Origin of the sequence: Metapseudomonas cellulosilytica (genome assembly GCF_049334135.1) — a bacterium.
Classification (GTDB): Bacteria; Pseudomonadota; Gammaproteobacteria; order Pseudomonadales; family Pseudomonadaceae; genus Metapseudomonas.
In genome coordinates this window covers 188,240-207,543 of the sequence record NZ_JBHZGN010000008.1, presented here as the reverse complement: position 1 = coordinate 207,543, position 19,304 = coordinate 188,240, and the positions used below count along the sequence as shown (strand labels likewise).

19 protein-coding genes and 1 pseudogene are annotated in these 19,304 nt (G+C 62.2%); 11 read left to right on the top strand and 9 right to left on the bottom strand.

Going from position 1 to position 19,304, the window contains the following annotated elements; all coding sequences use genetic code 11:
- Nucleotides 1-67: 67 nt before the first annotated feature.
- Nucleotides 68-211: pseudogene (locus tag ACFW0H_RS12845) on the top strand (damage-inducible protein CinA); the annotation flags it as partial.
- 8 nt (nucleotides 212-219) lie between these two features.
- Here ACFW0H_RS12845 and ACFW0H_RS12840 read toward each other — a convergent pair.
- Nucleotides 220-1,290 (bottom strand): AbrB family transcriptional regulator, encoded by a 1,071-nt coding sequence (locus ACFW0H_RS12840; protein ID WP_422914331.1) that lies wholly within the window; start codon nucleotides 1,288-1,290, stop codon nucleotides 220-222.
- Nucleotides 1,291-1,405: 115 nt separating this feature from the next.
- On the opposite strand from ACFW0H_RS12840, the gene ACFW0H_RS12835 reads away from it, so the two are divergent.
- Nucleotides 1,406-2,314 (top strand): LysR family transcriptional regulator, encoded by a 909-nt coding sequence (locus ACFW0H_RS12835; protein ID WP_422914283.1) that lies wholly within the window; start codon nucleotides 1,406-1,408, stop codon nucleotides 2,312-2,314.
- A 274-nt stretch (nucleotides 2,315-2,588) separates the two neighbouring features.
- Here ACFW0H_RS12835 and msrA read toward each other — a convergent pair whose 3' ends face one another.
- The 5 genes from msrA to ACFW0H_RS12810 all read right to left on the bottom strand — a co-directional run bounded on the left by msrA (nucleotide 2,589) and on the right by ACFW0H_RS12810 (nucleotide 8,305).
- Nucleotides 2,589-3,038: a peptide-methionine (S)-S-oxide reductase MsrA gene (gene msrA, locus ACFW0H_RS12830; RefSeq protein WP_422914282.1), complete on the bottom strand. Its 450-nt coding sequence runs from the start codon at nucleotides 3,036-3,038 to the stop codon at nucleotides 2,589-2,591.
- A complete protein-coding gene (locus ACFW0H_RS12825; protein WP_422914281.1) occupies nucleotides 3,035-3,961 on the bottom strand; it encodes a homocysteine S-methyltransferase family protein in 927 nt (308 codons plus the stop codon). The genes msrA and ACFW0H_RS12825 overlap by 4 nt, the downstream gene beginning before the upstream one ends.
- Complete coding sequence (locus ACFW0H_RS12820; RefSeq protein WP_422914280.1) at nucleotides 3,958-5,004, bottom strand: ABC transporter substrate-binding protein; 1,047 nt, start codon at nucleotides 5,002-5,004, stop codon at nucleotides 3,958-3,960. The genes ACFW0H_RS12825 and ACFW0H_RS12820 overlap by 4 nt, the downstream gene beginning before the upstream one ends.
- Nucleotides 5,005-5,012: 8 nt before the next feature.
- Entirely contained in the window at nucleotides 5,013-7,067 is a 2,055-nt protein-coding gene (locus ACFW0H_RS12815) for an ATP-binding cassette domain-containing protein (protein ID WP_422914279.1), read from the bottom strand.
- Nucleotides 7,068-7,414: 347 nt separating this feature from the next.
- The gene (locus tag ACFW0H_RS12810) at nucleotides 7,415-8,305 is read right to left on the bottom strand and encodes a LysR family transcriptional regulator (protein WP_422914278.1); all 891 of its coding nucleotides are present in this window, start codon (nucleotides 8,303-8,305) and stop codon (nucleotides 7,415-7,417) included.
- A gap of 177 nt (nucleotides 8,306-8,482) precedes the next feature.
- On the opposite strand from ACFW0H_RS12810, the gene ACFW0H_RS12805 reads away from it, so the two are divergent.
- From ACFW0H_RS12805 to ACFW0H_RS12795, 3 genes are all read left to right on the top strand, one after another.
- On the top strand, nucleotides 8,483-9,508 hold the full coding sequence (locus ACFW0H_RS12805) for an alpha/beta hydrolase (protein WP_422914277.1): 1,026 nt from the start codon (nucleotides 8,483-8,485) through the stop codon (nucleotides 9,506-9,508).
- A gap of 25 nt (nucleotides 9,509-9,533) precedes the next feature.
- Entirely contained in the window at nucleotides 9,534-10,754 is a 1,221-nt protein-coding gene (locus ACFW0H_RS12800; RefSeq protein ID WP_422914276.1) for an MFS transporter, read from the top strand.
- A 240-nt stretch (nucleotides 10,755-10,994) separates the two neighbouring features.
- Nucleotides 10,995-11,336, top strand: a complete 342-nt coding sequence (locus ACFW0H_RS12795; protein WP_422914275.1) for a cyclophilin-like fold protein — start codon at nucleotides 10,995-10,997, stop codon at nucleotides 11,334-11,336.
- A gap of 212 nt (nucleotides 11,337-11,548) precedes the next feature.
- Here the strand turns inward: ACFW0H_RS12795 and ACFW0H_RS12790 are convergent, their stop codons facing one another.
- Nucleotides 11,549-12,043, bottom strand: coding sequence for a winged helix-turn-helix transcriptional regulator (locus ACFW0H_RS12790; RefSeq protein ID WP_422914274.1), 495 nt, complete (start codon nucleotides 12,041-12,043; stop codon nucleotides 11,549-11,551).
- Nucleotides 12,044-12,156: 113 nt separating this feature from the next.
- Here ACFW0H_RS12790 and fabF point away from each other — a divergent pair, with 113 nt between their 5' ends.
- Nucleotides 12,157-13,431: a beta-ketoacyl-ACP synthase II gene (gene fabF / locus ACFW0H_RS12785; protein WP_422914273.1), complete on the top strand. Its 1,275-nt coding sequence runs from the start codon at nucleotides 12,157-12,159 to the stop codon at nucleotides 13,429-13,431.
- A 186-nt stretch (nucleotides 13,432-13,617) separates the two neighbouring features.
- On the opposite strand, the gene ACFW0H_RS12780 is transcribed toward fabF, so the two are convergent.
- Nucleotides 13,618-14,049, bottom strand: a complete 432-nt coding sequence (locus ACFW0H_RS12780; RefSeq protein WP_422914272.1) for a hypothetical protein — start codon at nucleotides 14,047-14,049, stop codon at nucleotides 13,618-13,620.
- Nucleotides 14,050-14,144: 95 nt separating this feature from the next.
- Entirely contained in the window at nucleotides 14,145-15,503 is a 1,359-nt protein-coding gene (locus ACFW0H_RS12775) for an aminotransferase-like domain-containing protein (protein ID WP_422914271.1), read from the bottom strand.
- Nucleotides 15,504-15,642: 139 nt separating this feature from the next.
- Between ACFW0H_RS12775 and ACFW0H_RS12770 the strand changes: the two genes are divergently transcribed.
- The 5 genes from ACFW0H_RS12770 (at nucleotide 15,643) to ACFW0H_RS12750 (ending at nucleotide 19,285) form a co-directional block, all read left to right on the top strand.
- Nucleotides 15,643-16,047 (top strand): VOC family protein, encoded by a 405-nt coding sequence (locus tag ACFW0H_RS12770; RefSeq protein ID WP_422914270.1) that lies wholly within the window; start codon nucleotides 15,643-15,645, stop codon nucleotides 16,045-16,047.
- An 82-nt stretch (nucleotides 16,048-16,129) separates the two neighbouring features.
- Nucleotides 16,130-16,759: a LysE family translocator gene (locus ACFW0H_RS12765; protein ID WP_422914269.1), complete on the top strand. Its 630-nt coding sequence runs from the start codon at nucleotides 16,130-16,132 to the stop codon at nucleotides 16,757-16,759.
- 120 nt (nucleotides 16,760-16,879) lie between these two features.
- The gene (locus ACFW0H_RS12760; protein ID WP_422914330.1) at nucleotides 16,880-17,737 is read left to right on the top strand and encodes a PhzF family phenazine biosynthesis protein; all 858 of its coding nucleotides are present in this window, start codon (nucleotides 16,880-16,882) and stop codon (nucleotides 17,735-17,737) included.
- A 33-nt stretch (nucleotides 17,738-17,770) separates the two neighbouring features.
- Nucleotides 17,771-18,382 carry a DinB family protein gene (locus ACFW0H_RS12755; protein WP_422914268.1) on the top strand — a complete coding sequence of 204 codons (612 nt, stop codon included), beginning with the start codon at nucleotides 17,771-17,773 and terminating at the stop codon, nucleotides 18,380-18,382.
- A gap of 273 nt (nucleotides 18,383-18,655) precedes the next feature.
- Nucleotides 18,656-19,285, top strand: coding sequence for a helix-turn-helix domain-containing protein (locus ACFW0H_RS12750; protein ID WP_422914267.1), 630 nt, complete (start codon nucleotides 18,656-18,658; stop codon nucleotides 19,283-19,285).
- The last annotated feature ends 19 nt before the right edge of the window (nucleotides 19,286-19,304 follow it).

Sequence of the window (19,304 nt, the reverse complement as noted above, 5' to 3'; positions counted from 1 at the left end):
GGATCCAGGCTGCGGTAGCGTTAGCAATCCGGCGACCATCCTGGCCTCTACTCATCGCCGAGGTCCTGTAGCTTCGACACTGTTGCTGGTGGGGATGCTGGATTGCGATATCGGCGACTTCCAGAGGTTCACCTGGAAGTGGGCAATGCTGACTTCCCTGGTGATGACTCTTCTGGCCCTGCTCACTGGCGCCATCAATCTAAGCAATTGACGGTGCGTTCATCGAGACAGGCGGATGATCTGTCGCGCCAAGTATGGGCCGATCAGTACGACGCCGAACAGGCGCATGGTCTGCATGGCCAGCACCAGACCGACATCCGCCTGGGTATCCAGAGCAATGATTGCCATGGAGTCCAGCCCTCCCGGACTGGTGGCGAGATAAACGGAGAGGAAGTCCTTGCCCAGCAGATTCGCAATGAAAAGTGCGGACAGTGCGCAAAGAGCAATCAGGGCAAGTGCGCTGAGGAGCATGGACGGCAGCCGACGGACGACGAAGTCGAAGGTCTCGCGATCGAATCGTAATCCCACGTAGCAACCAAGGGCTCCGTAGGCCAGGCACAACAGCCACTGTGGTAGGTCGATGATGAATACACCGCCCAATTGCATCGCCGACCCAGCCAGTAGCGGCACGAGCAGAGCACCTGCCGGGAAGCGCGCACCGATCAACACACTGCCGATCAGAACAAGGATGGTGAGGATGCCATTGGCAGGCACAGTGACGCCAAGGGCGGCTGTGCCTGCCGGGATTTGCGGGGAAGTGACTTCGCTACCGAGGGCATGGCTGACGACTGCACCTATCAGCACGACGCAGACCACTCGCACGTACTGCATCGTGGCGACCACTCGGGAGTCTGCTCCGTGATCCTCGGCCAGGGCCACCATGGCGGACGCCGCCCCGGGAGACAGACCCCAGGCCGCGGCGCTACCGGGTAGGTCACCGTAGCGCACGAGGAAAAGCGCGACGAGCAAGCTCATCACCACCGTTATCGCCGTGGCCAGCAGCATGACGGGCCAATCATGAGCAATGCTGGCAAGCGTTTCGGCGCTTAGCGAATGAGCCACCAGCAAGCCGATGCAACCCTGACCGAGCTTGAATGCGCGCGCTGGTACGCGGATGCGCGCGCCCCGCACGCCAAGTCCAATGGCTACCAGCATGGAGCCGAGGAAGTCAGCCGCTGGCATTCCGATCAGTCGCAGCACTTGACCAGCGATTACCGCGAGAATGAGCAGAAGCAGCCACTGCCGCATCAGGGCAATGGAGTCGAGAGAGGGACGGGTAGGCAAGGCGATTCTCCGTGCGCGCTGTGGGGCCGGGTGTGTCCAACGCGCATTGGCAGTATTCTGGTGCTGATTCATCAAGTCTATTTTCTAATTGTGATAAACCGATAATTCAGAGTTATCGATTATGGATCTGCGAGACCTTGCCTATTTCGAGACCATTGCTGAGCTTGGCCACCTAGGCCGCGCTGCGGAGCGCCTGTGTCGTAGCCAACCTGCCTTGACCAAGAGCATTCAACGCCTGGAGGAATCCCTTGGAGCCAGCTTGTTCCAGCGCGATGGTCGACGCATCAAGCTGACCCCCGCTGGGCATTTGCTCCTGGAGCGAAGCCGTCAGCTACGGCACAGCGTTGATGAGACGCGCCGTGAGGTACGCGACTTCGCCAATGGTTTGGTAGGAAATATTCGACTGGGCTGTGCAGTCTCTATGGCCGAGTACCTGCTGCCACAGCTCACTGCGACACTGCTGAGCTTCGCTCCCAATGTGACACTGACACTTACGGTTGGGATGGACGATGTGCTTCGCGAGGGGCTGTTGCAGGGAAATCTGGACCTGGTCATTAGCCCCTACGTCGACAAGGTAGAGGGACTGGAAACCCATGCTCTGCTGGAGGACCAGGCCGTAGTTGTGGCACGCCGTGATCATCCGCTTTTCAGCGAGCCTATCAGCCAGCGCGAGCTGTGCCGTTATCGCTGGGTGCTGCCACCTCTCTCAGCCAGTGCGCGCAAGTGGATTGACAATGCCTTCATCAGCCGGCAGCTGCCGACACCCATGGTGCAGGTGGAAAGCACGTCGATCTCCTTGATGCCACGTTTGATTGCCCGTACTGACTTACTCAGTTTCATTGCACGTGAACACCTGTTAGGTGGGAAGGCGGAGGCCAGTCTGCGGGAAATCCCTCTGGCGGAAACCACCATGACGCGGGTAATCGGGGTGAGCTATCGCTCCGAGGGTTACAAGTCGCCGGCGACGGCAACTTTCCTGGATATTCTGCTGACTCATCAGGCCAGCCTGTTTCTACAGCTTGATTCGTGAGGTCCGGCCAACCGTCTCCGGCATGGGAAGTCCACGCGACGGGGCATCAAGCAGGAGTGCTGGCTATTGCTGCGCAATCTGGAGTATCTGCGCCAGCCCGAGCAACAAGTCTACGTCCGCTTTTGGCCGGATTGCTGCCCTACGCGAGAAGCCACTTCCGGCCATAAGCGAAGCTCCAGCGTCCACGAGATCCCCCGGCTGTTGAGCGGAACAAATGCGCATCACCGTCAATGGGGTTCGCAAGGTCAACCCGTCCCCCTCACGGCGCCGTAGGTCAGATCGAACAGGACGTGAGCCCGTTCTTCTCCAGGTAACGCTGCTGTTCCTCGTCAGCGGGCTCGAAGCGCCCCACGGGCAGGATGACGGTGGTGATGGGACGGGCGAAACGGCCCGAACCGTCCTGGCGGCTGAGAGCCTCTTGGGCGGCTTCGGCCTGCTGCGGCGAATGGGTGAAGATGACCGAGCGGTATTTCACGCCCACGTGTTCGCCCTGCCGATCCCGCGATGTGGGGTCGTGCAGCCCCCAGAAGGCTTCGACCAGCGCCGGGTAGGCGAGCCGCCGCGGATCGAAGTCCACCTGCACCACCTCGATCAGGGGCTCCTCGCGGCCCGCCTCGCTGGCATAGCCGACGCGGGTGTCCTGCACCCCATCGAACCTCCGCAAGGTAGCTTCCGCCTGCCAGAAACATCCGGCACCAAAGGTGGCGCGTTCCCGTTCGCTCATGCCAGAGCCTCCTTGTATGCATGGGTCAGTAGATGCAGGCGCAGCTCAGCGATGTGTTCAGGGCCGATGCCGCAACAGCCGCCGACTATGTCCGCGCCCTGCCCTACCCAGCGCCGGGCCCAGCCCAGGTAGGCGTCGGGACCGAGGTCAGGGCGGATATCCAGCAGCGTCTCGTTCGCCTGCGCGTCTTCCCTCACCGGCGGGAAGGCATTGGCATAGACGCCCAGCTGCAGCTCGCTGCGTTCTCCGGCCAGCACCTCGCGCGCCTTTTCAAGCGCTGCGCCCATGCTCTCGGGCTGGCTGCAATTGAACAGCAGTGCACTGGCGCCGAGCTCGAGCGCCACGCGCGCGGCCTCTTCCAGCGGTTCTCCGGAACGCAGCTGCGGGGGCGCTTCGCTCGCAGCATCCACCAGCGTGAATGACAACCAGAACGGCTTGCCGTCATCGCCGATAGCCTCGCGCACGGCCCGCGCCTCGGCGATGGAGCTCTGGGTCTCGGCCAGCCACAGGTCCACATGTGGCCGCAGGCCGACAATCAGCTCGCGGTGAATGGCGGTGGAACGCTCCTGGTCGAACAGGTCCGGACGATAGGAGCCCAGCGCAGGCGGCAGGGAACCCGCCACCCGCACCGCCACTCCGCTTTCGTCCGCCGCTTCTCGTGCCAGGCGTCCGGCAAGGTCGGCCAACGCCGCGCCCCGGCTGGCGAAACGCTCTTCACCGATATGGAAAGGCACCAGTGCGTAGCTGTTGGTGGTGATAACCCGCGCACCGGAGGCGATGTACGCGCGGTGGACCCGGGTCACATACTCGGGCGCCTCCAGCAGGGCCAGCGCCGACCATTCGGGCTGGCGGAACGGCGCGCCGATGCGATTGAGCTCCCGTCCCATACCGCCATCGAGCAACGTCAGCGAAGGGCGACTCATTGCGCGGCCACCTTTTCGCCGGCAGCCAGCAACCATTTGTCCACCGTGGCGCGATTCGCCTGCACCCAGGCCTTGGCGGCGGCTTCGGCCGGTTGCTTTTCTTTCTCGATCTTGAGGATCAGGTCGTTCAGCGCCTGGGGTGCGATGCTCACGTTCTCCAGGAAGGCAGCAATCCGCGGCGCGCGCTTCTGCAGGCTGACGGAGGCGAGGATGTGTACCTTGGCGTCCGGGTAGGCACAGGTGATCCTGCTCTTGTTCAGCCAGTCAGCATCGACGGTCGGGCTGATGAACTTCCAGCAGCCGTCGGCCTTGTACAGCGGGTCACCCTTCTTGTTGTCCTGGGCGTAGCCATCGAATGGCGGCTCTTCCAAGCGGCGGAGATCGTAGGCAGAGAAGATCCAGTCCGGCGTGTAGGCGTAGAAGATCACGCCGCGCTCGGACTTGTAGGCGGCATCCAGCTTGGCGTAGGTGACCGCCGCTTCGGTAGAGACCGATTCGAAGTTGCTGGCAAAGCCATAGTCCTTGGCCTTGATCTCGCCGATGTAGGTGGACTCCCAGCCCGCAGGCCCCACCAGCAACTGGGCCGTGCCACCGCCCAGGGGCGTGAACAGCTTGGCGAGTTCCGGCTTCTGCAGGTCGTACACCGATTTCACCCCGTACTTGTCCTGGATGTAGCCGGGTATGTAGAAGCCCTGCACGCCGACATAGGGCTGCTTGTTGGGAACCAGCGAGCGCGTTCCACCGGTCACGTACTTGGCCCAGGCAGCGGACTGGTTGGGCAGCCAGATATCGGTCAGCACATCCACTGAGCCATCGCCCTTGGCGGCAGCGGCGAACAACACCGGCACGTCGCCGGCAAGGTAGGACACCTCACCGTCCAGACGTGTGCTGATGACTTCGCCGAGGATGTGCTGGATCGCGACGGCGCCCGTCCAGTTCTGTTCGCCGATAACGATCCGCTCCTTGGCATGCACCGTGGCCGCAGGCAGCAGCGCGCCCAGGATGGCTGCGCCGGCAAGGGCGCGGGAGAAAAACTTACCCATGAAAATACTCACTTTTGGCTGATGATCCGATGACGTTTGCGCAGGGATGCCTGGATGATCCGGTCGGGAACCAGGGCGCAGAAGACGATGGCGATACCGGCGAGCACACCTTCGCCCGCCTTGATATTGCGCAGCGCGGTCATGACGTCGTAGCCGAGGCCGCCCGCACCGATCAGTGCCGCGACCACAACCATCGACAGGCTCATGACGATGGTCTGGTTGATGCCCAGCAACAGGGACCCCGCAGCCAGCGGCAACTCAACCCGGGTCAAGGTCTGCCAGGGTGTCGCACCATGGGCCACGGCCGCTTCCACTGCGGCCTTGGGCACCTCCTGGATGCCCAGGGCCGTGAGCCGGATCATGGGCGCCAGGGCGAAGACCACGGTGGCGATCACGGCCGGGGTCTTGCCCACGGAAAAGAACGCTACCGCCGGAATCAGGTAGACGAAGGTCGGCAGCGTCTGCATGACGTCCAGCAGCGGGGTCACCATGCGCCGGGCCAGCGCCCGCTTGGCCAGCAGGATGCCCGTCGGGATGCCGATCAGCAGTGACAGCAATACCGATGAACCCACCAAGGCGACCGTCGACACCGTGCGATCCCAGAAACCGAACAGCCCGACGTAGGCCAGGGCCAGGGCGCTGACCAGGGACAGCGCCAGCCCAGCCGAACGCCAGGCCACATAAGCCAAGGCCAGCGCCGGTACCGGCCAAGGCAGCCAGCCGAGCGCCCCTTCTATCCCTTCGATGACGCTCCGCACCACGACGATGACGCCGACGAAGGCGGTCTCGAAGCTCGCCTGGGACCAGGCGATCAGCCGGTCGATGGCCCCTGCGACCGCCAGCATGCTTTCCCTGTCGGAGGGGAACTGCAGCAAGGGGCCCACCGGGTCCGGAATGAGGGCGCGCCACAGGGTCAGTGCCTGGGTGGCAAACAGCAATGCCAATGGCAACGCCCAGGAATGGAAAGGTGCTTTGCCGGTCCGACGCAACCGCCAGGCACCACCGGCACGGCTGGCGACGAACAGGAAAATGCCGGCCAGCAGCGCCAGGCTGCCGCTTGCCTGCAATCCGTTGCCCAAGAGGGCGAGCGCCGCCAGTTCGAACAATGACGCCAGCCAGAACAGGCCGCTCCGGCCGGCAGCGGCGAGGGCCGCCGGTCCGAGCAGGAGGCGGGTCACCCAGGTCGTCCAGGGTGCCTGCACAGCGGTGGAATCCGCCGCAATGCACACTGGCTGCACCGGCTTCGCGAGGGCCGGCTCCGGCCGTGGGCTGTCGCTGAAGAAGTCGGCGACGCCGGCATCAGCCGGCTGCTCCAGCAGCTCTCGGGGCGAACCGACCTGGACAAGCCTGCCACCGCGCAGCACTGCGATGCGATCCCCCAGGCGCAGCGCCTCGGAGGGATCATGGGTCACCAGCACGGTGGTGATGCCGCGCTCACGGACAAGCCGGAGGAAATGCGCCTGCAAATCGCGGCGGATCGTCGGGTCCAGCGCGCTGAACGGCTCATCCATCAGCAGGATGTCCGGCTCGGTCACCAGGGCCCTGGCCAGCCCGACCCGCTGCTGCATGCCGCCGGACAATTCATGGGGGAAGTGGTCGCCCCACTCGCCCAGACCCACTGCCTGCAGCTGGAGCTCGGCCGCCGCATGCCGGGAAGCCTCCGCTTCCCCCCTCAGTTCCAGCGGCAAGGCGACGTTGTCGCGCACGCAACGATGGGGAAGCAAGCCGAAGTTCTGGAACACCATGCCGATGCGCCGCGAGCGCAGCTCGCGCAACGCCGGGGCGGACAGCTCGCTGATGGCCTTGCCGTCGATCAGTACTTCGCCGCTGCTGGGCTCTATCAGGCGGTTGATGTGGCGCAGGAGCGTGGACTTGCCGCTGCCGGACGTGCCCATGAGGCAAAGGACCTCGCCGCGCCGAACAGCCAGGTTCACCCGCTCCACCGCGCTGCACGGCGTGCCCTTGCGGACGTTCTCATACACCTTGGTAATGCCCCGCAGTTCCACGGCGATTTCGGACGCCTGGACACCCGCCGTGGGTCCTTCCGCAAGCGAACGGGGCAATGTCTCCCCGCTTGCCGCTTCATCTTGTTTTCGCACTGTGTAATCGACTGCGTGCACTTGATTTCCCGAGAGTCCAACAGCCCTGCCCTGCGCAGCGCTTCTTGCGTTTCATCTGGGAATTGCAGTCTTTGTGCCACCGCCCGAGTACCCGTCACCCGCGGCTTGCAGGCATTCCGTGGAGCCGAGCGTGCTGCGTGACCAACAACCATTGCCCGACAACTGTTGCTGGCCAGACAGCAGCTCGCTGGGGCGAACGGCTCGGGAAAGAGTGGGACGGCACAACTTGCCCTAGGCATGCATTTGGTAAACGCGGCACCGTCCGCTCGTGCCGAACATCCCCTCCTCCGTCAATTCACCCGCAGCGCATCGACCACCAGGGAAAAAGCCGGCGACGGTTGCCTTCGACTTGGGTAGTACAGGTGATATCCCGAGAAGTGGGGGCACCAGTCCTCCAGCACTCGGATCAGGCGCCCTTCAGCGATGTACGGGGAGAACTCGTCCTCCGGCAGGTAGGCAATGCCCATTCCGCCGAGGGCGGCATCCACGATATGGGGTGTGGTGTTGAACACCACCCGGCCATCGACCCGCACCTTGAGCTTCTTGCCTCGGCGCTCGAACTCCCAGGCATCCATGCCGCCATGGGTCGGGAAGCGGATGTCGATGCAGCGATGCTTCACCAGATCGCGCGGATTCCCGGGGATGGGGTTTTCGGCGAAATAGTCCGGGGCGGCGACGGCCGCCATGCGCACGTGCGGGCCGATGGGGATGGCGATCATGTCCTGGTCCAGGGTTTCGCCAAAACGCACGCCGGCATCGAAGCGATCGGCCACGATATCGCGGAAGCCGTAGTTGATGTCGAACTCCAGCCGGATGTCGGGGTAGGCCTTGAGCAACGGCATCAGCTTCGGCAGCAGGGTCGATTTGACGATGTGGTCGCCGCAGGTGATGCGTACCGTACCGGCCGGCTTGTCGCGCAGTTCGGTCAACGCATCCAGTTCGGCCTCGATTTCGTCGAAGCGATGGCCGATCGCTTGCAGCAGGCGTTCACCCGCAGCCGTCAGCGCAACGCTGCGCGTGGTGCGGGTGAGCAAGCGAATTTCCAGGCGCGCCTCCAGCGCCGATACCACCTGGCTGATGGCTGACTGAGTGACGCCCAGTTGAGATGCAGCTCGGGTGAAGCTGCCTTCGCGCGCCACCGTCACGAAGGCCATCAGTTCGTTGAAGTTGTGCCTGGGCATGGCGACGTACCTGGCGGGAAATTAATTAGCCAAATTTATAACCGCATTAAGCATTCATTAGCTAATCAAAATCCCGTCGCTTGGCAACAATAACGCCTCCCCAACCTGTCTCGCCTTGCTGCAGAGCCATCCGCTGACGCCTCCGAGACAGGCCATTCACCCGAACAGGACGATCCGATGAAAAGATTCCTCGTATTGCTTGGGCTTTTGCTCAGTTCGTTCGCCGCCATGGGAGCCGACATGTCCAACGGTGCGGACAACTTCTACAAGAGCGACAAGGTGACCCTGCACAAGGTCACTTTCATGAACCAGTATCAGATGAAGGTCGTGGGGAATCTCTTCGTTCCCAGCGGCCTGGACAGGACGGCAAGAAGCCCGGCGATCATCGTCGGGCACCCCATGGGCGCAGTGAAGGAACAGAGCTCGAACCTGTATGCCCAGAAGCTGGCGGAGCAGGGTTTCGTGACCCTGGCGCTGGACCTGTCGTTCTGGGGCGAGAGCGAGGGCCGGCCGCGAAATGCCGTGCTGCCGGATATGTATGCCGAAGACTTCAGTGCCGCCGTGGACTATCTCGGCACCCAGCCTTTCATCGATCGACTGCGCATCGGCGTACTCGGCATCTGCGGCAGTGGCAGCTTCGCCATCAGCGCGGCCAAGATCGACCCGCGCATGAAGGCGATCGCGACCGTCAGCATGTACGACATGGGCGCCGCCAACCGCAATGGGCTCAAGCATTCGCAGACGCTGGAACAGCGCAAACAGGCAATCGCAGCCGCAGCGGAACAGCGCTATGTGGAATTCACCGGCGGCAAGCGCCAGTACACCAGCGGCACCGTGCATGAACTGACCGCCGATACCCATCCCATCCAGCGAGAGTTCTACGACTTCTACCGCACTGCGCGGGGTGAGTTCACCCCGGCCGGCTCTTCACCGGAGCTGACCACTCACCCGACGCTGACCAGCAACATCAAGTTCATGAACTTCTACCCGTTCGAAGACATCGAGAGCATTTCCCCAAGGCCGATGCTGTTCATCGCCGGTGAGAACGCGCACTCGAGGGAATTCAGCGAAGAGGCTTTTCGACTGGCCGGCGAACCCAAGGAACTTCATATCGTGCCCAACGCCGGACACGTCGACCTGTACGACCGGGTGAACCTCATTCCCTTCGACACGTTGACCCGATTCTTCCAGGACAACCTGTAGTAACCCGAGCACAGCGAAGCGCTTCATGAAAATCCAGGCAAGTGACTCCCCGGCGGGCATCGTTTCCATCCCCCAGGCAAATGCGCAGCCCGCCCATTGGGGTGGCGTGCTTGCGATGACCCTGTGCGTCTTCGCGCTGATCGCCTCGGAGTTCATGCCCGTCAGCCTGCTGACGCCGCTGGCGGCCGATCTCCAGGTCGACGAAGGCGTTGCCGGACAAGGCATCGCGATCTCCGGCGCATTGGCGGTACTGACCAGCCTGTCGATTGCGCGGCTCGCCGGCAGCATGGACCGCAAGACCCTGCTGCTGGCCCTGACCGCGCTGATGGCGGTCTCCGGCACTGTCGTCGCGCTGGCGCCGAACTATCCGACGTACATGGTGGGCCGTGCGCTCATCGGCGTGGTCATCGGTGGCTTCTGGTCGATGTCGGCGGCGACGGCGATGCGGCTGGTCCCGGCTGATCGCGTGCCCCGGGCCCTGGCCATCTTCAACGGCGGCAACGCCCTGGCCACCGTAGTTGCCGCGCCGCTAGGCAGTTACCTGGGCTCGGTCATCGGTTGGCGCGGCGCCTTTCTCTGCCTGGTGCCGGTGGCGGCGGCAGCCCTGGTCTGGCAGTGGGCCAGCCTGCCAGCCATGAAAGCACAGGTGCGCACGCCGGCTTCCGGCAATGTCTTCAAGCTGTTCAAGGATCGATCCGTGGCGCTGGGCATGGCCGGCTGCGGGATCTTCTTCATGGGCCAGTTCGCCCTGTTCACCTACGTACGACCGTTCCTCGAAACCGTGACGCAGGTCGACATCTCCACACTGTCACTCATCCTCCTCGCGATCGGCCTGGCCGGCTTTGCTGGCACCCTGATCATCGGCGCGTTCCTCAGGCGCAGCCTGTACGGGACATTGGGCATCATCCCGATGCTCATGGCGGTGATCGCCGTGGCGCTGATTCCCTTTGGCAGCTGGGCCGCTGCCGTCGCGGCGCTACTGGGCCTCTGGGGATTGTTGGCCACCGCAGCCCCGGTGGGCTGGTGGAGCTGGATCGCCCAAGCCCTGCCCAGGGACGCCGAGGCCGGAGGTGGACTGATGGTGGCCGTGATCCAGCTGGCCATCGCACTGGGCTCCACGGTGGGCGGTTTGCTGTTCGACAGCAGCGGTTACCGCAGCACCTTCGTCGCGAGCGCAACCCTGCTGCTGCTTGCAGCCCTGCTGACCTTCGTCACCGCGCGTGGGTCAGTTGCGAGGCACGCCTGAGTCGCGCAGAACGAGTAGAACGCCATGAACATGACCGGCATGAATGTCCCTCGTGGAGGCCACCATCGCTTCAGACCGGGCCCCCGCCACCGCCGAGACAGGCGCAGTCATGTAACGTGCCTGTTGCTCGGCCTGCTCATGCTGGATGGCTGCGAAGCCGGCCAACTACCGGCGCAGGGCTCACCCGCTGCAACTACCGCGGATGCCGTATTGGCGTCCAGGAGACCGGAGGCGTCACGCATGTGGATGACTGTCGGCGAACGTCGCTTCGCCATCACCCTGGCCGACAACGAAACCGCCCGCGCCTTTGCCGCGCGGCTGCCACTCACGCTGGACATGGCCGAGCTCAACGGCAATGAAAAGCACGCCGACCTGGCGCAACCATTGCCCACGGACGCGAGCCGCCCGGGAACGATCCGCAATGGCGATCTCATGCTGTACGGCTCGGACACAGTGGTCGTCTTCTACCTGACGTTCGACTCACCGTACGCGTATACCCGCCTCGGCCGTGTGGATGCCCCCACCGACCTGAGCCAGGCGCTTGGTTGGGGCGATGTAAGGGTTGTGTTTTTGTCGGACTGATCGAGGTTCTCCATTTCAGGAGCCTCGTCATTTCGAATTCCCGGGCTAGCAGGGTGAAGCCGATCCAGACCAGGCGAAACGGGCGGCCTTATGCACGGGGAAGGATTCGTCCCCTTCCAGGGGGCTACCGCAAGTCCACGTTCTACGAGCGTGGATGTTTACTCGGCAAGGCTATTCGTTAAGGGCGCCGGAGCCAGCTCACGCGCCACCACTCAATCCTGAACCTTCTTCATGCGCCCCAGCCGTTCCCGCATGCCCTGACTGGCGCCTGGCCCATGCACCAGTTCGCACTCATCCCACGGCACCACTCGGCTCTCGACGACATCGACCATCATGGGCTGTAGCGTCCGACCTGTCGCCCTGTCCACAACTTGGACACTCACCTCGTCCTGGGAGAAATGCCTGTTTCCCCACGCGATCAGCGCGAAGAGAACACCCTTGAGGTCACGACCTCGCTCTGTCGGAACGTACTCGTGCCGCAACGGTTTGACGCTGTAAGCGCGCCGCTCCAGTAACCCCGCGTCCACCAGCGCGTTGAGCCTGCGGGTGAGCATGTTCGGCGAAATGTCCAGGCTCCTGGAAAAGTCGTCGAACCGACTCAAGCCCTGCAGGGCATCGCGCATGATCAGCAGGCTCCACCACTCGCCAACGCGCTCCAAGCTGAGCGCGATGGGGCATTCAGAATCCAGAAGAGTCTTGCGCTGCATCGAGATTGCTCACCGCTCGTATAGGGAGAAATTTTAGGCTGTACGTCACTATCATTATGATAGTAGCCTCCTTCATCCAGATACTACCAAACAGCGAAAGGAGCGAAACCCTCATGCGAAAGCGTATTGTCGTTACCGGAATGGGAGCGGTCACACCGCTTGGCTGTGGCGTCGAGCTCGTCTGGCAACGCTTGTTGGCAGGAAGATCGGGGATTCGTCAGCTTCCGGAGGCGCTGATAGGCGACTTGGCAGTGCGAATCGGCGGCCAAGTGCCTGGCATCGAGGAGGACGCTGCTGGCGGGTTCGACGCCGACCGTGTGCTTCCCCAGAAAGAACAACGCAAGGTTGATCGTTTCATCCTGTTTGCGCTGGCGGCTGCGGAAGAAGCACTGGCGCAAGCGAAGTGGGCGCCGGAATCGATGCGCGAACAAGAGCGCACTGCCACCATCATCGCTTCCGGAATTGGCGGCTTCCCAGCAATTGCTGACGCCGTGCGTACCACCGACAGCAAGGGACCCCGTCGTCTCTCGCCGTTCACGATCCCTTCGTTCCTGTCCAATCTGGCTGCCGGTCAGGTCTCTATTCACCATCGCTTGAAAGGGCCGCTTGGAACACCGGTGACGGCTTGCGCTGCAGGCGTACAGGCGATTGGCGATGCAGCTCGCATGATCAGGGCAGGTGAAGTGGACGTAGCGCTCTGCGGCGGCGCCGAAGCCGCGATCCACCGGGTCAGCCTGGCCGGATTCGCTGCCGCTCGTGCCTTGGCCAGCACATTCAACGACAAACCGGAATGCGCATCCCGTCCGTTCGACGGAGCACGAGACGGCTTCGTAATGAGCGAAGGCGCCGGTCTGCTGGTAATCGAGGAGCTCGAACATGCGCTGGCACGCGGAGCCAAGCCAATAGCCGAACTGGTAGGTTACGGCACCAGTGCCGACGCCTACCACATCACCTCGGGGCCGGAAGATGGCGACGGCGCACAAAGGTCGATGCGGCAGGCATTGCAACAGGGAGGCGTCGCGCCAGGGCAGGTCGGCCACCTGAACGCCCACGCCACATCGACTCCCGTGGGCGACAAGGGCGAGCTAGCAGCCATCAAAGCCGTCTTCGAGGGCGGGCCATCACCGGCGATCAGTGCGACCAAGTCTTCAACGGGACACCTGCTGGGCGCAGCAGGTGGAATCGAGGCGATCTTCACCGTGCTCGCCCTGCGAGATAAGGTCGCTCCGGCTACGCTCAACCTGCTCAGTGCCGACCCCGCTGCGGACTGGCTGAACATCGTGACCAACGGCCCCCTCTCGCTTGAAACCGACTATGCGCTTTCCAACGGTTTTGGCTTCGGAGGTGTAAATGCCAGCGTCCTGTTCCGCAGGTGGACCGGTCAATGAACGATCGCGAACCACGATTTCTGCCGGTTACGACCGGCAGAAATCGGCCGATTCTGTTGAAAAAGGCGGTTTTGTGGCGGCCAGCCTGCTAGCTACATGGGCTGACGAAGTAGCTGTCCGCCACCGCACTGCATTTCACAGAGCCTTCGGGCTCAGGTTCAGCGCGAGCCTGCGTCAGGGCGATGCCTACGCCAGTCGGTCCCACATCTGAGCCAGCCCCAGCAAGTGGGCGAATGCGAATACCAGGCAGATTGCCGAGCTGATGATGATGAATCGCTGACTTCGTCCGGTGCCGGCCAGCAAGAATGGGCCGGCAATGCCCCGCAACAGGTACACCAGTGAGATCGAGACCAGGACGGGACGCAGGAACGGTAGCGGGCCAAGCAACGCTGCGCCGGAGAGGGCGTAGATAGCCCAGGCAAACAGGACCAACGCTATCACGATGGTGATCGCCGCCGGGTACATCCTTCCAGCCTCGGCGGCGCGGGCGAAACGCTCGCCAGCACCGAAAAACCGATACCAGTGCGGCCCGCCCATCACGACGCCGATATGCAACGCAGCAGCAAGTGCATCAAGCGCTGCTGCGATGATCAGCGCCAGGTTGTACTCGTGAACCATGAACTGCTCCTCCCTGGAGTTTGCTCCACATCCGTTGTGCTGCCGATCATATCGCTACTCGACAAGAAGGTGCCTGTTCGCGGTCTCGCCAGACCTCATGCAACCGAGACCGTATTGTTCCTCACAAGCCTTGCCAGGAGCGTCAGTCCTTCCGTCAAGTCTTCGAAGGGCGGGCCGCCGAGACAAAGGCGAATTCCGGCCGCCTGGTCACTACGGTCGACCAGGACCGATTCGGGGGGCGTCACTCTGATGCCAACCGAGGCGGCCGCTGTCGCGAAGCGATCGGCAGCATCGCGCGGCATCGGTAGCCAGACGTGATAGGCATCCGGATGCGAAACGAGTTCGACCGCGCCGAGGAGCGAAGTGGCCAGGCTCGATCTGCGGCGCGCTTCATGGCGCAAGTCCTGCGGGATGGATGCGATGACGCCACTGGATAGCCAGTCCTCCACCACGGCACAGGACAATGGCGCCGGCGCCATGGGGACGTCTTGCAAGACTTCTTGCGCCGCGGCAGTCATTCCCGCCGGCAGCGTGAGCATGCCGATCCTCAATCCGGGACCGAGGGACTTGGACAGCCCATTGACGTGGAACACTCTCTCGGGAGCCAAGGTCGCGAGTGCCGGCGCAAGTGGCGGTCCCAGTGCGTAGACGCCGTCCTCGATGATCCAGGCATCCGACCGCCGGCATACATCGACGATAGCCTGCCTTCGTGCCATGCCCATCGTTGCCGTGGTCGGGTTATGCAGCGTCGGTGTGAGATAGACCGCTCTGCTGGCGGTAGATGCGACGCCACCGAGTGCATCAGCGAGCGCCTCCGGCACCATCCCCTCTGCGTCGATCTCGACGCCTTGCATCCGATACCCCTTGCGCCGGGCCAGGGCAATCGCGCCGGGATAGGTGACTCTTTCAGTCAGGATCACCCCGTGAGGGCCACAGGCCAGATCGAACGCCAGTGAAATGGCCTGGCGGGCGTTGCTCGTGAGCGCCAGATTCGACGGATCGACCATTACACCGAGCGTTTCAAGCCAACGGGCTAACAGACGTCGATGCTCCAGATGCCCAACGGGCGGCGAGTAGAGATTGAGATGATCTGCGTCGATCTTCCGCGCGACCCCAGCCAGGGTCCGCGCCAGCAGACGGGCGGTAAGCATCGCCGGCGGCACATTGGACGAGAGATCGATCTCCCGATCCTCATGCGCCTGACAGATCGCCACGAATGTTCCCCTGCCCTTGACGCTGCGCACCAGCCCCCGCCGCTCGAGGGTTGCATAGGCTTTTGTCACCGACCCCAGGCCGATTCCCAGTTGCCATGCGAGATCTCGATGGGCAGGTAGGCGGTCGCCCCCCTTCAGTCGTCCCTCGATGATGTCGTCGGCCAGAGCGAGTACCAGCCGCTCGGCGACGCTCGCTTCGATCTCCGCAAGGCGCGGCATCCAGGGCGATTGGAGAAGCATGGTTTCCGTCCAGATTGATTAATAGTGTCGCGTGACACTATTTAAATAGATCAAAAGTGTAACGTGCATTAGGGTTGTTTGCGAAATTCAACTGTTTCTCGAACAGCCTCACAGCGATGACGGGGCAATGGAGGGTCGGATGTTCAGCCATGTGACTGTTGGCGCGCAGGATCTTGAGCGCGCTGGCCATTTCTATGATGCCACCCTCGCTCCGCTCGGCCTGAAACGCCGCGCAGTCGTGCCGGATGGCGGGCCTGCGGCGCTGTGTTGGGTGACAGCTACAGCACCGCTGCCACGCTTCTATGTCTACATCCCCCGCAATGGCGAGCCATCGACGATTGGCAACGGCAGCATGGTCGCCTTCCTGGCCGCCTCGGAACAGGCTGTGGAAGCTGCCTACGCTGCAGGCCTTGCGAGTGGCGGGACGGACGAAGGAACACCTGGACCGCGTCCTCACTATGGCGATGGCTATTTCGGCGCGTACCTGCGCGACCCCGATGGGAACAAGGTTCACATCGTCTATCGCGGCGACCTCCAGGAATGATGAAGAAATCCCACACCATGGAGCGGATTGGATCGCCGAAACCATTGCATATGTTTCGGGATACGCGCTCGAGGATGTCTCAATGATCGGCAGTCCGCTCGCGCTCGCCTTTGGCACTTATTTCCTGGCCGCTGCCAGTCCGGGGCCGAGCAACATGGCGATCATGGGGGCGGCAATGCGTGATGGGCGCACAGCCGCCCTCATCCTGGCGTCCGGTGTCATGACAGGTTCGCTCTTTTGGGCGGTGCTGGCGGCGACCGGACTCTCCACCTTGCTGGCCACCTACGCCAAGGCGCTTTTCGTCATCAAGGTGATGGGCGGTATCTATCTGCTCTATCTGGCGATGCGTGCTGGCAGGTCCGCCATGGCGCCGGCCTCGGCGTTCACCAGCGTGGATGCCGGAGGGACGACGCCGCGCTATCTGCCGCTATACCGCCAAGGCGTCCTCATGCACATCGGGAACCCCAAGGCGATCATGTCCTGGATGGCGATCATGTCGCTGGGACTCCGGGAGGACGCCCCCAACGGCACCTTGCCGGCGATCCTGGGCGGCTGCGCTTTGCTCGGGGTCGTCATATTCGGTGGCTACGCCATCATCTTTTCGACCGCCCGGATGACGGCTTGCTACACCAGGCTTCGACGCTGGATTCAAGGGCTTTTCTCTGCGCTGTTTGCCATTGCGGGGTTGAAGCTTCTGGTATCGCCAGACTGATGCCCCGGCGTGCCGAAACCGATAGTCGAAGCGGTTGATCTCGTCCCCTCATCAAGGCTGATCGGACTTGCCCGTGTCGTCACGAACCTAAGGAGTGGTGTTGTGAATTGTGTGATTCAGATGATCGACGTTTTCGGCGCCGAACCTCTTTCCGGCAACCCGCTGGCGGTAGTCATGGGTGCCGACGCGCTGGAGACCGATGAAATGCAGCGCCTGACGCGCTGGTTCAACCTGTCGGAGACAGCCTTTCTGCTATCGCCCACGCATCCGGAGGCAGACTACAGGGTGAGGATTTTCACACTGGAAAGAGAAATGCCTTTTGCCGGGCACCCGACATTGGGTAGTTGCCATGCCTGGCTTTCGACTGGGCGGGCGCCGATGAAAGAGGCGGAAATTATCCAGGAGTGCGGCGCTGGACTCGTTACGATTCGTCGTGATCAAGGACTGCTGTCCTTTGGCGCTCCGCCGCTGATCCGTTCCGGCCCTCCCTCGAAGGAAGAATTGACCGAGGCGGTTCAGTTTCTGGGGATCGGGACGCACGAGGTCGTCGATGCCGCCTGGATCGACAACGGTCCCGGATGGTTGGGAATCAGGTTGGCTTCGGCAGAGATAGTGCTTTCCCTGAATCCGCAACGAAGCTGGCCTCGCAGAATCGACATCGGCGTGGTGGGGCCTCATTCCCGTGGTGATGCTGCATTCGAAGTTCGTGCCTTTTTCAGCGATCACCTGGGCGCTACTGTGGAAGACCCTGTCACGGGAAGCCTTAACGCCTCACTGGCGCAGTGGTTGTTCGCCGCGGGCGTGGCTGAGGAGGCCTATATCGCCGCCCAAGGCACTCGCCTCGGTCGCAAAGGGCGCATCCATGTGGCTCGCGATAACGCCGGCCAGTTCTGGATCGGCGGCAAAACGCACACACAGGTTAACGGCCGACTTCAGGCGCTCCCCGAGTGTCAGGCAGGGTGCATGCCGCATGGATGACAGGGGCGGTCCGCGCAAACACTGAAGAGTGTTTTGAAGAAGGTCATCCATTCATCAATTGTGTTCAAACAAGGACTTGCAAGCATGTCTTCGGCTCCGGAAAACCAACCTGCATCCCACGCTGTTCTGTCTGCATCCGCCACGGACACTTTGAAAATGTTGGTGCGCTACAAAGCCTGGGCGAATGAGCTGACGTTCAAAAGCGTAATGGACCTGCCGGATGGCGAGGCGCTTCGCCCCAGGCCGACACGCTTTGGAAACATGGTTCATACACTGAACCATGTTTACGTGGTGGACGACATCTTTAGACACCATCTGCAAGGCAAGAAGCATCACTACACGTCCCGCAACACCGAACATCCGTCTCCGTTGGGCGATCTCTGGAACGCGGTTCGGGCAATGGATCACTGGTACATCGAACTCGTCGACTCCTGGTCGGTCGAGGACCTGTCCAAAGTCGTCCATTTCGAGTTTGTCGGAGGGGGTAAGGGCGTCATGACACAGGAAGAAATCGTGTTGCATCTGGTCAATCACGCCACCTATCACCGCGGATTCGTCGGCGACATGATGTATCAGGTTCCCTTTACGCCACCGTCAAACGATCTTCCGGTATTCATCAGGGATCACTATCGCAAGGCTCGGTGAGCCTATCCCGCAATGGTGAGCAGCATTCATTGGCTGCCGGCCTGGTTCGCCTCTGGAACGCCTCACTCAACACTTGTGGGCAGGATCAGGCCGACAGAACCAGCGAGAGGCCAGGTTCTTCGCCAGCAAATTGCTTTGGTTTTCCTGGGCTATGTATAAGGCAGGGCTCAATGGACGGTAGCGACCATCATGGCGGCCAGACTTTCGATTCGGTCTTATACGTTTGCTTCTCATACCCACTCGCATGACCACCACCAACTGGTTCTACCTCTGGTGGGAACCGTCGATATTCATACCGGCCGACACGCGGGACGAGCCGCACCCGGGCAGTGCATTATCACGCTCGCAGGAGACGAGCACCGTTTCGCTCCTGGCAAAGGCTCCTGTTTCCTTGTTGCCGACCTGGATGAGCTGCCATCCAGCATGCAGTCCTTGCAGGATTCCTTTGTCAGGGTGTCTGAATCGATGCAGGCATTTTGTTTCTTTGCCCAGAAACAACTTGAACAGTGTGTAAGCCCCGCTCTGGAGCAGAGCATGGGCGAATGGTTTGTGCAGCTCATGAGCGAGCAGACCTTCCTGCCGACGATGGATCCCCGAATTGCAAGGGTCGTGGAAACGCTGGAAAAGGATCTCAGCGTATCTCCGTCGCTAGCCGAACTGGCTTCTGTAGCCTTCCTCAGCGTCAGTCAACTGAAAGCGCTGTTCAAGAAGGAGACCGGCAAGACCACTGGCGAATACTTGCTGACACTGCGCATGAACAAGGCAAGGGCTTTGCTGGTTCACACCGACTATCCGGTCAGCCTGATTGCCAGCCAGCTGGGCTACCAGGACCTATCCGCCTTCAGCCGTCGCTTCGCCAGCCACTTTGGTTATCCGCCCAGGAAGCTGCGCTTCAAGCAGTAGCAATAGCGGCTTTCAGCCA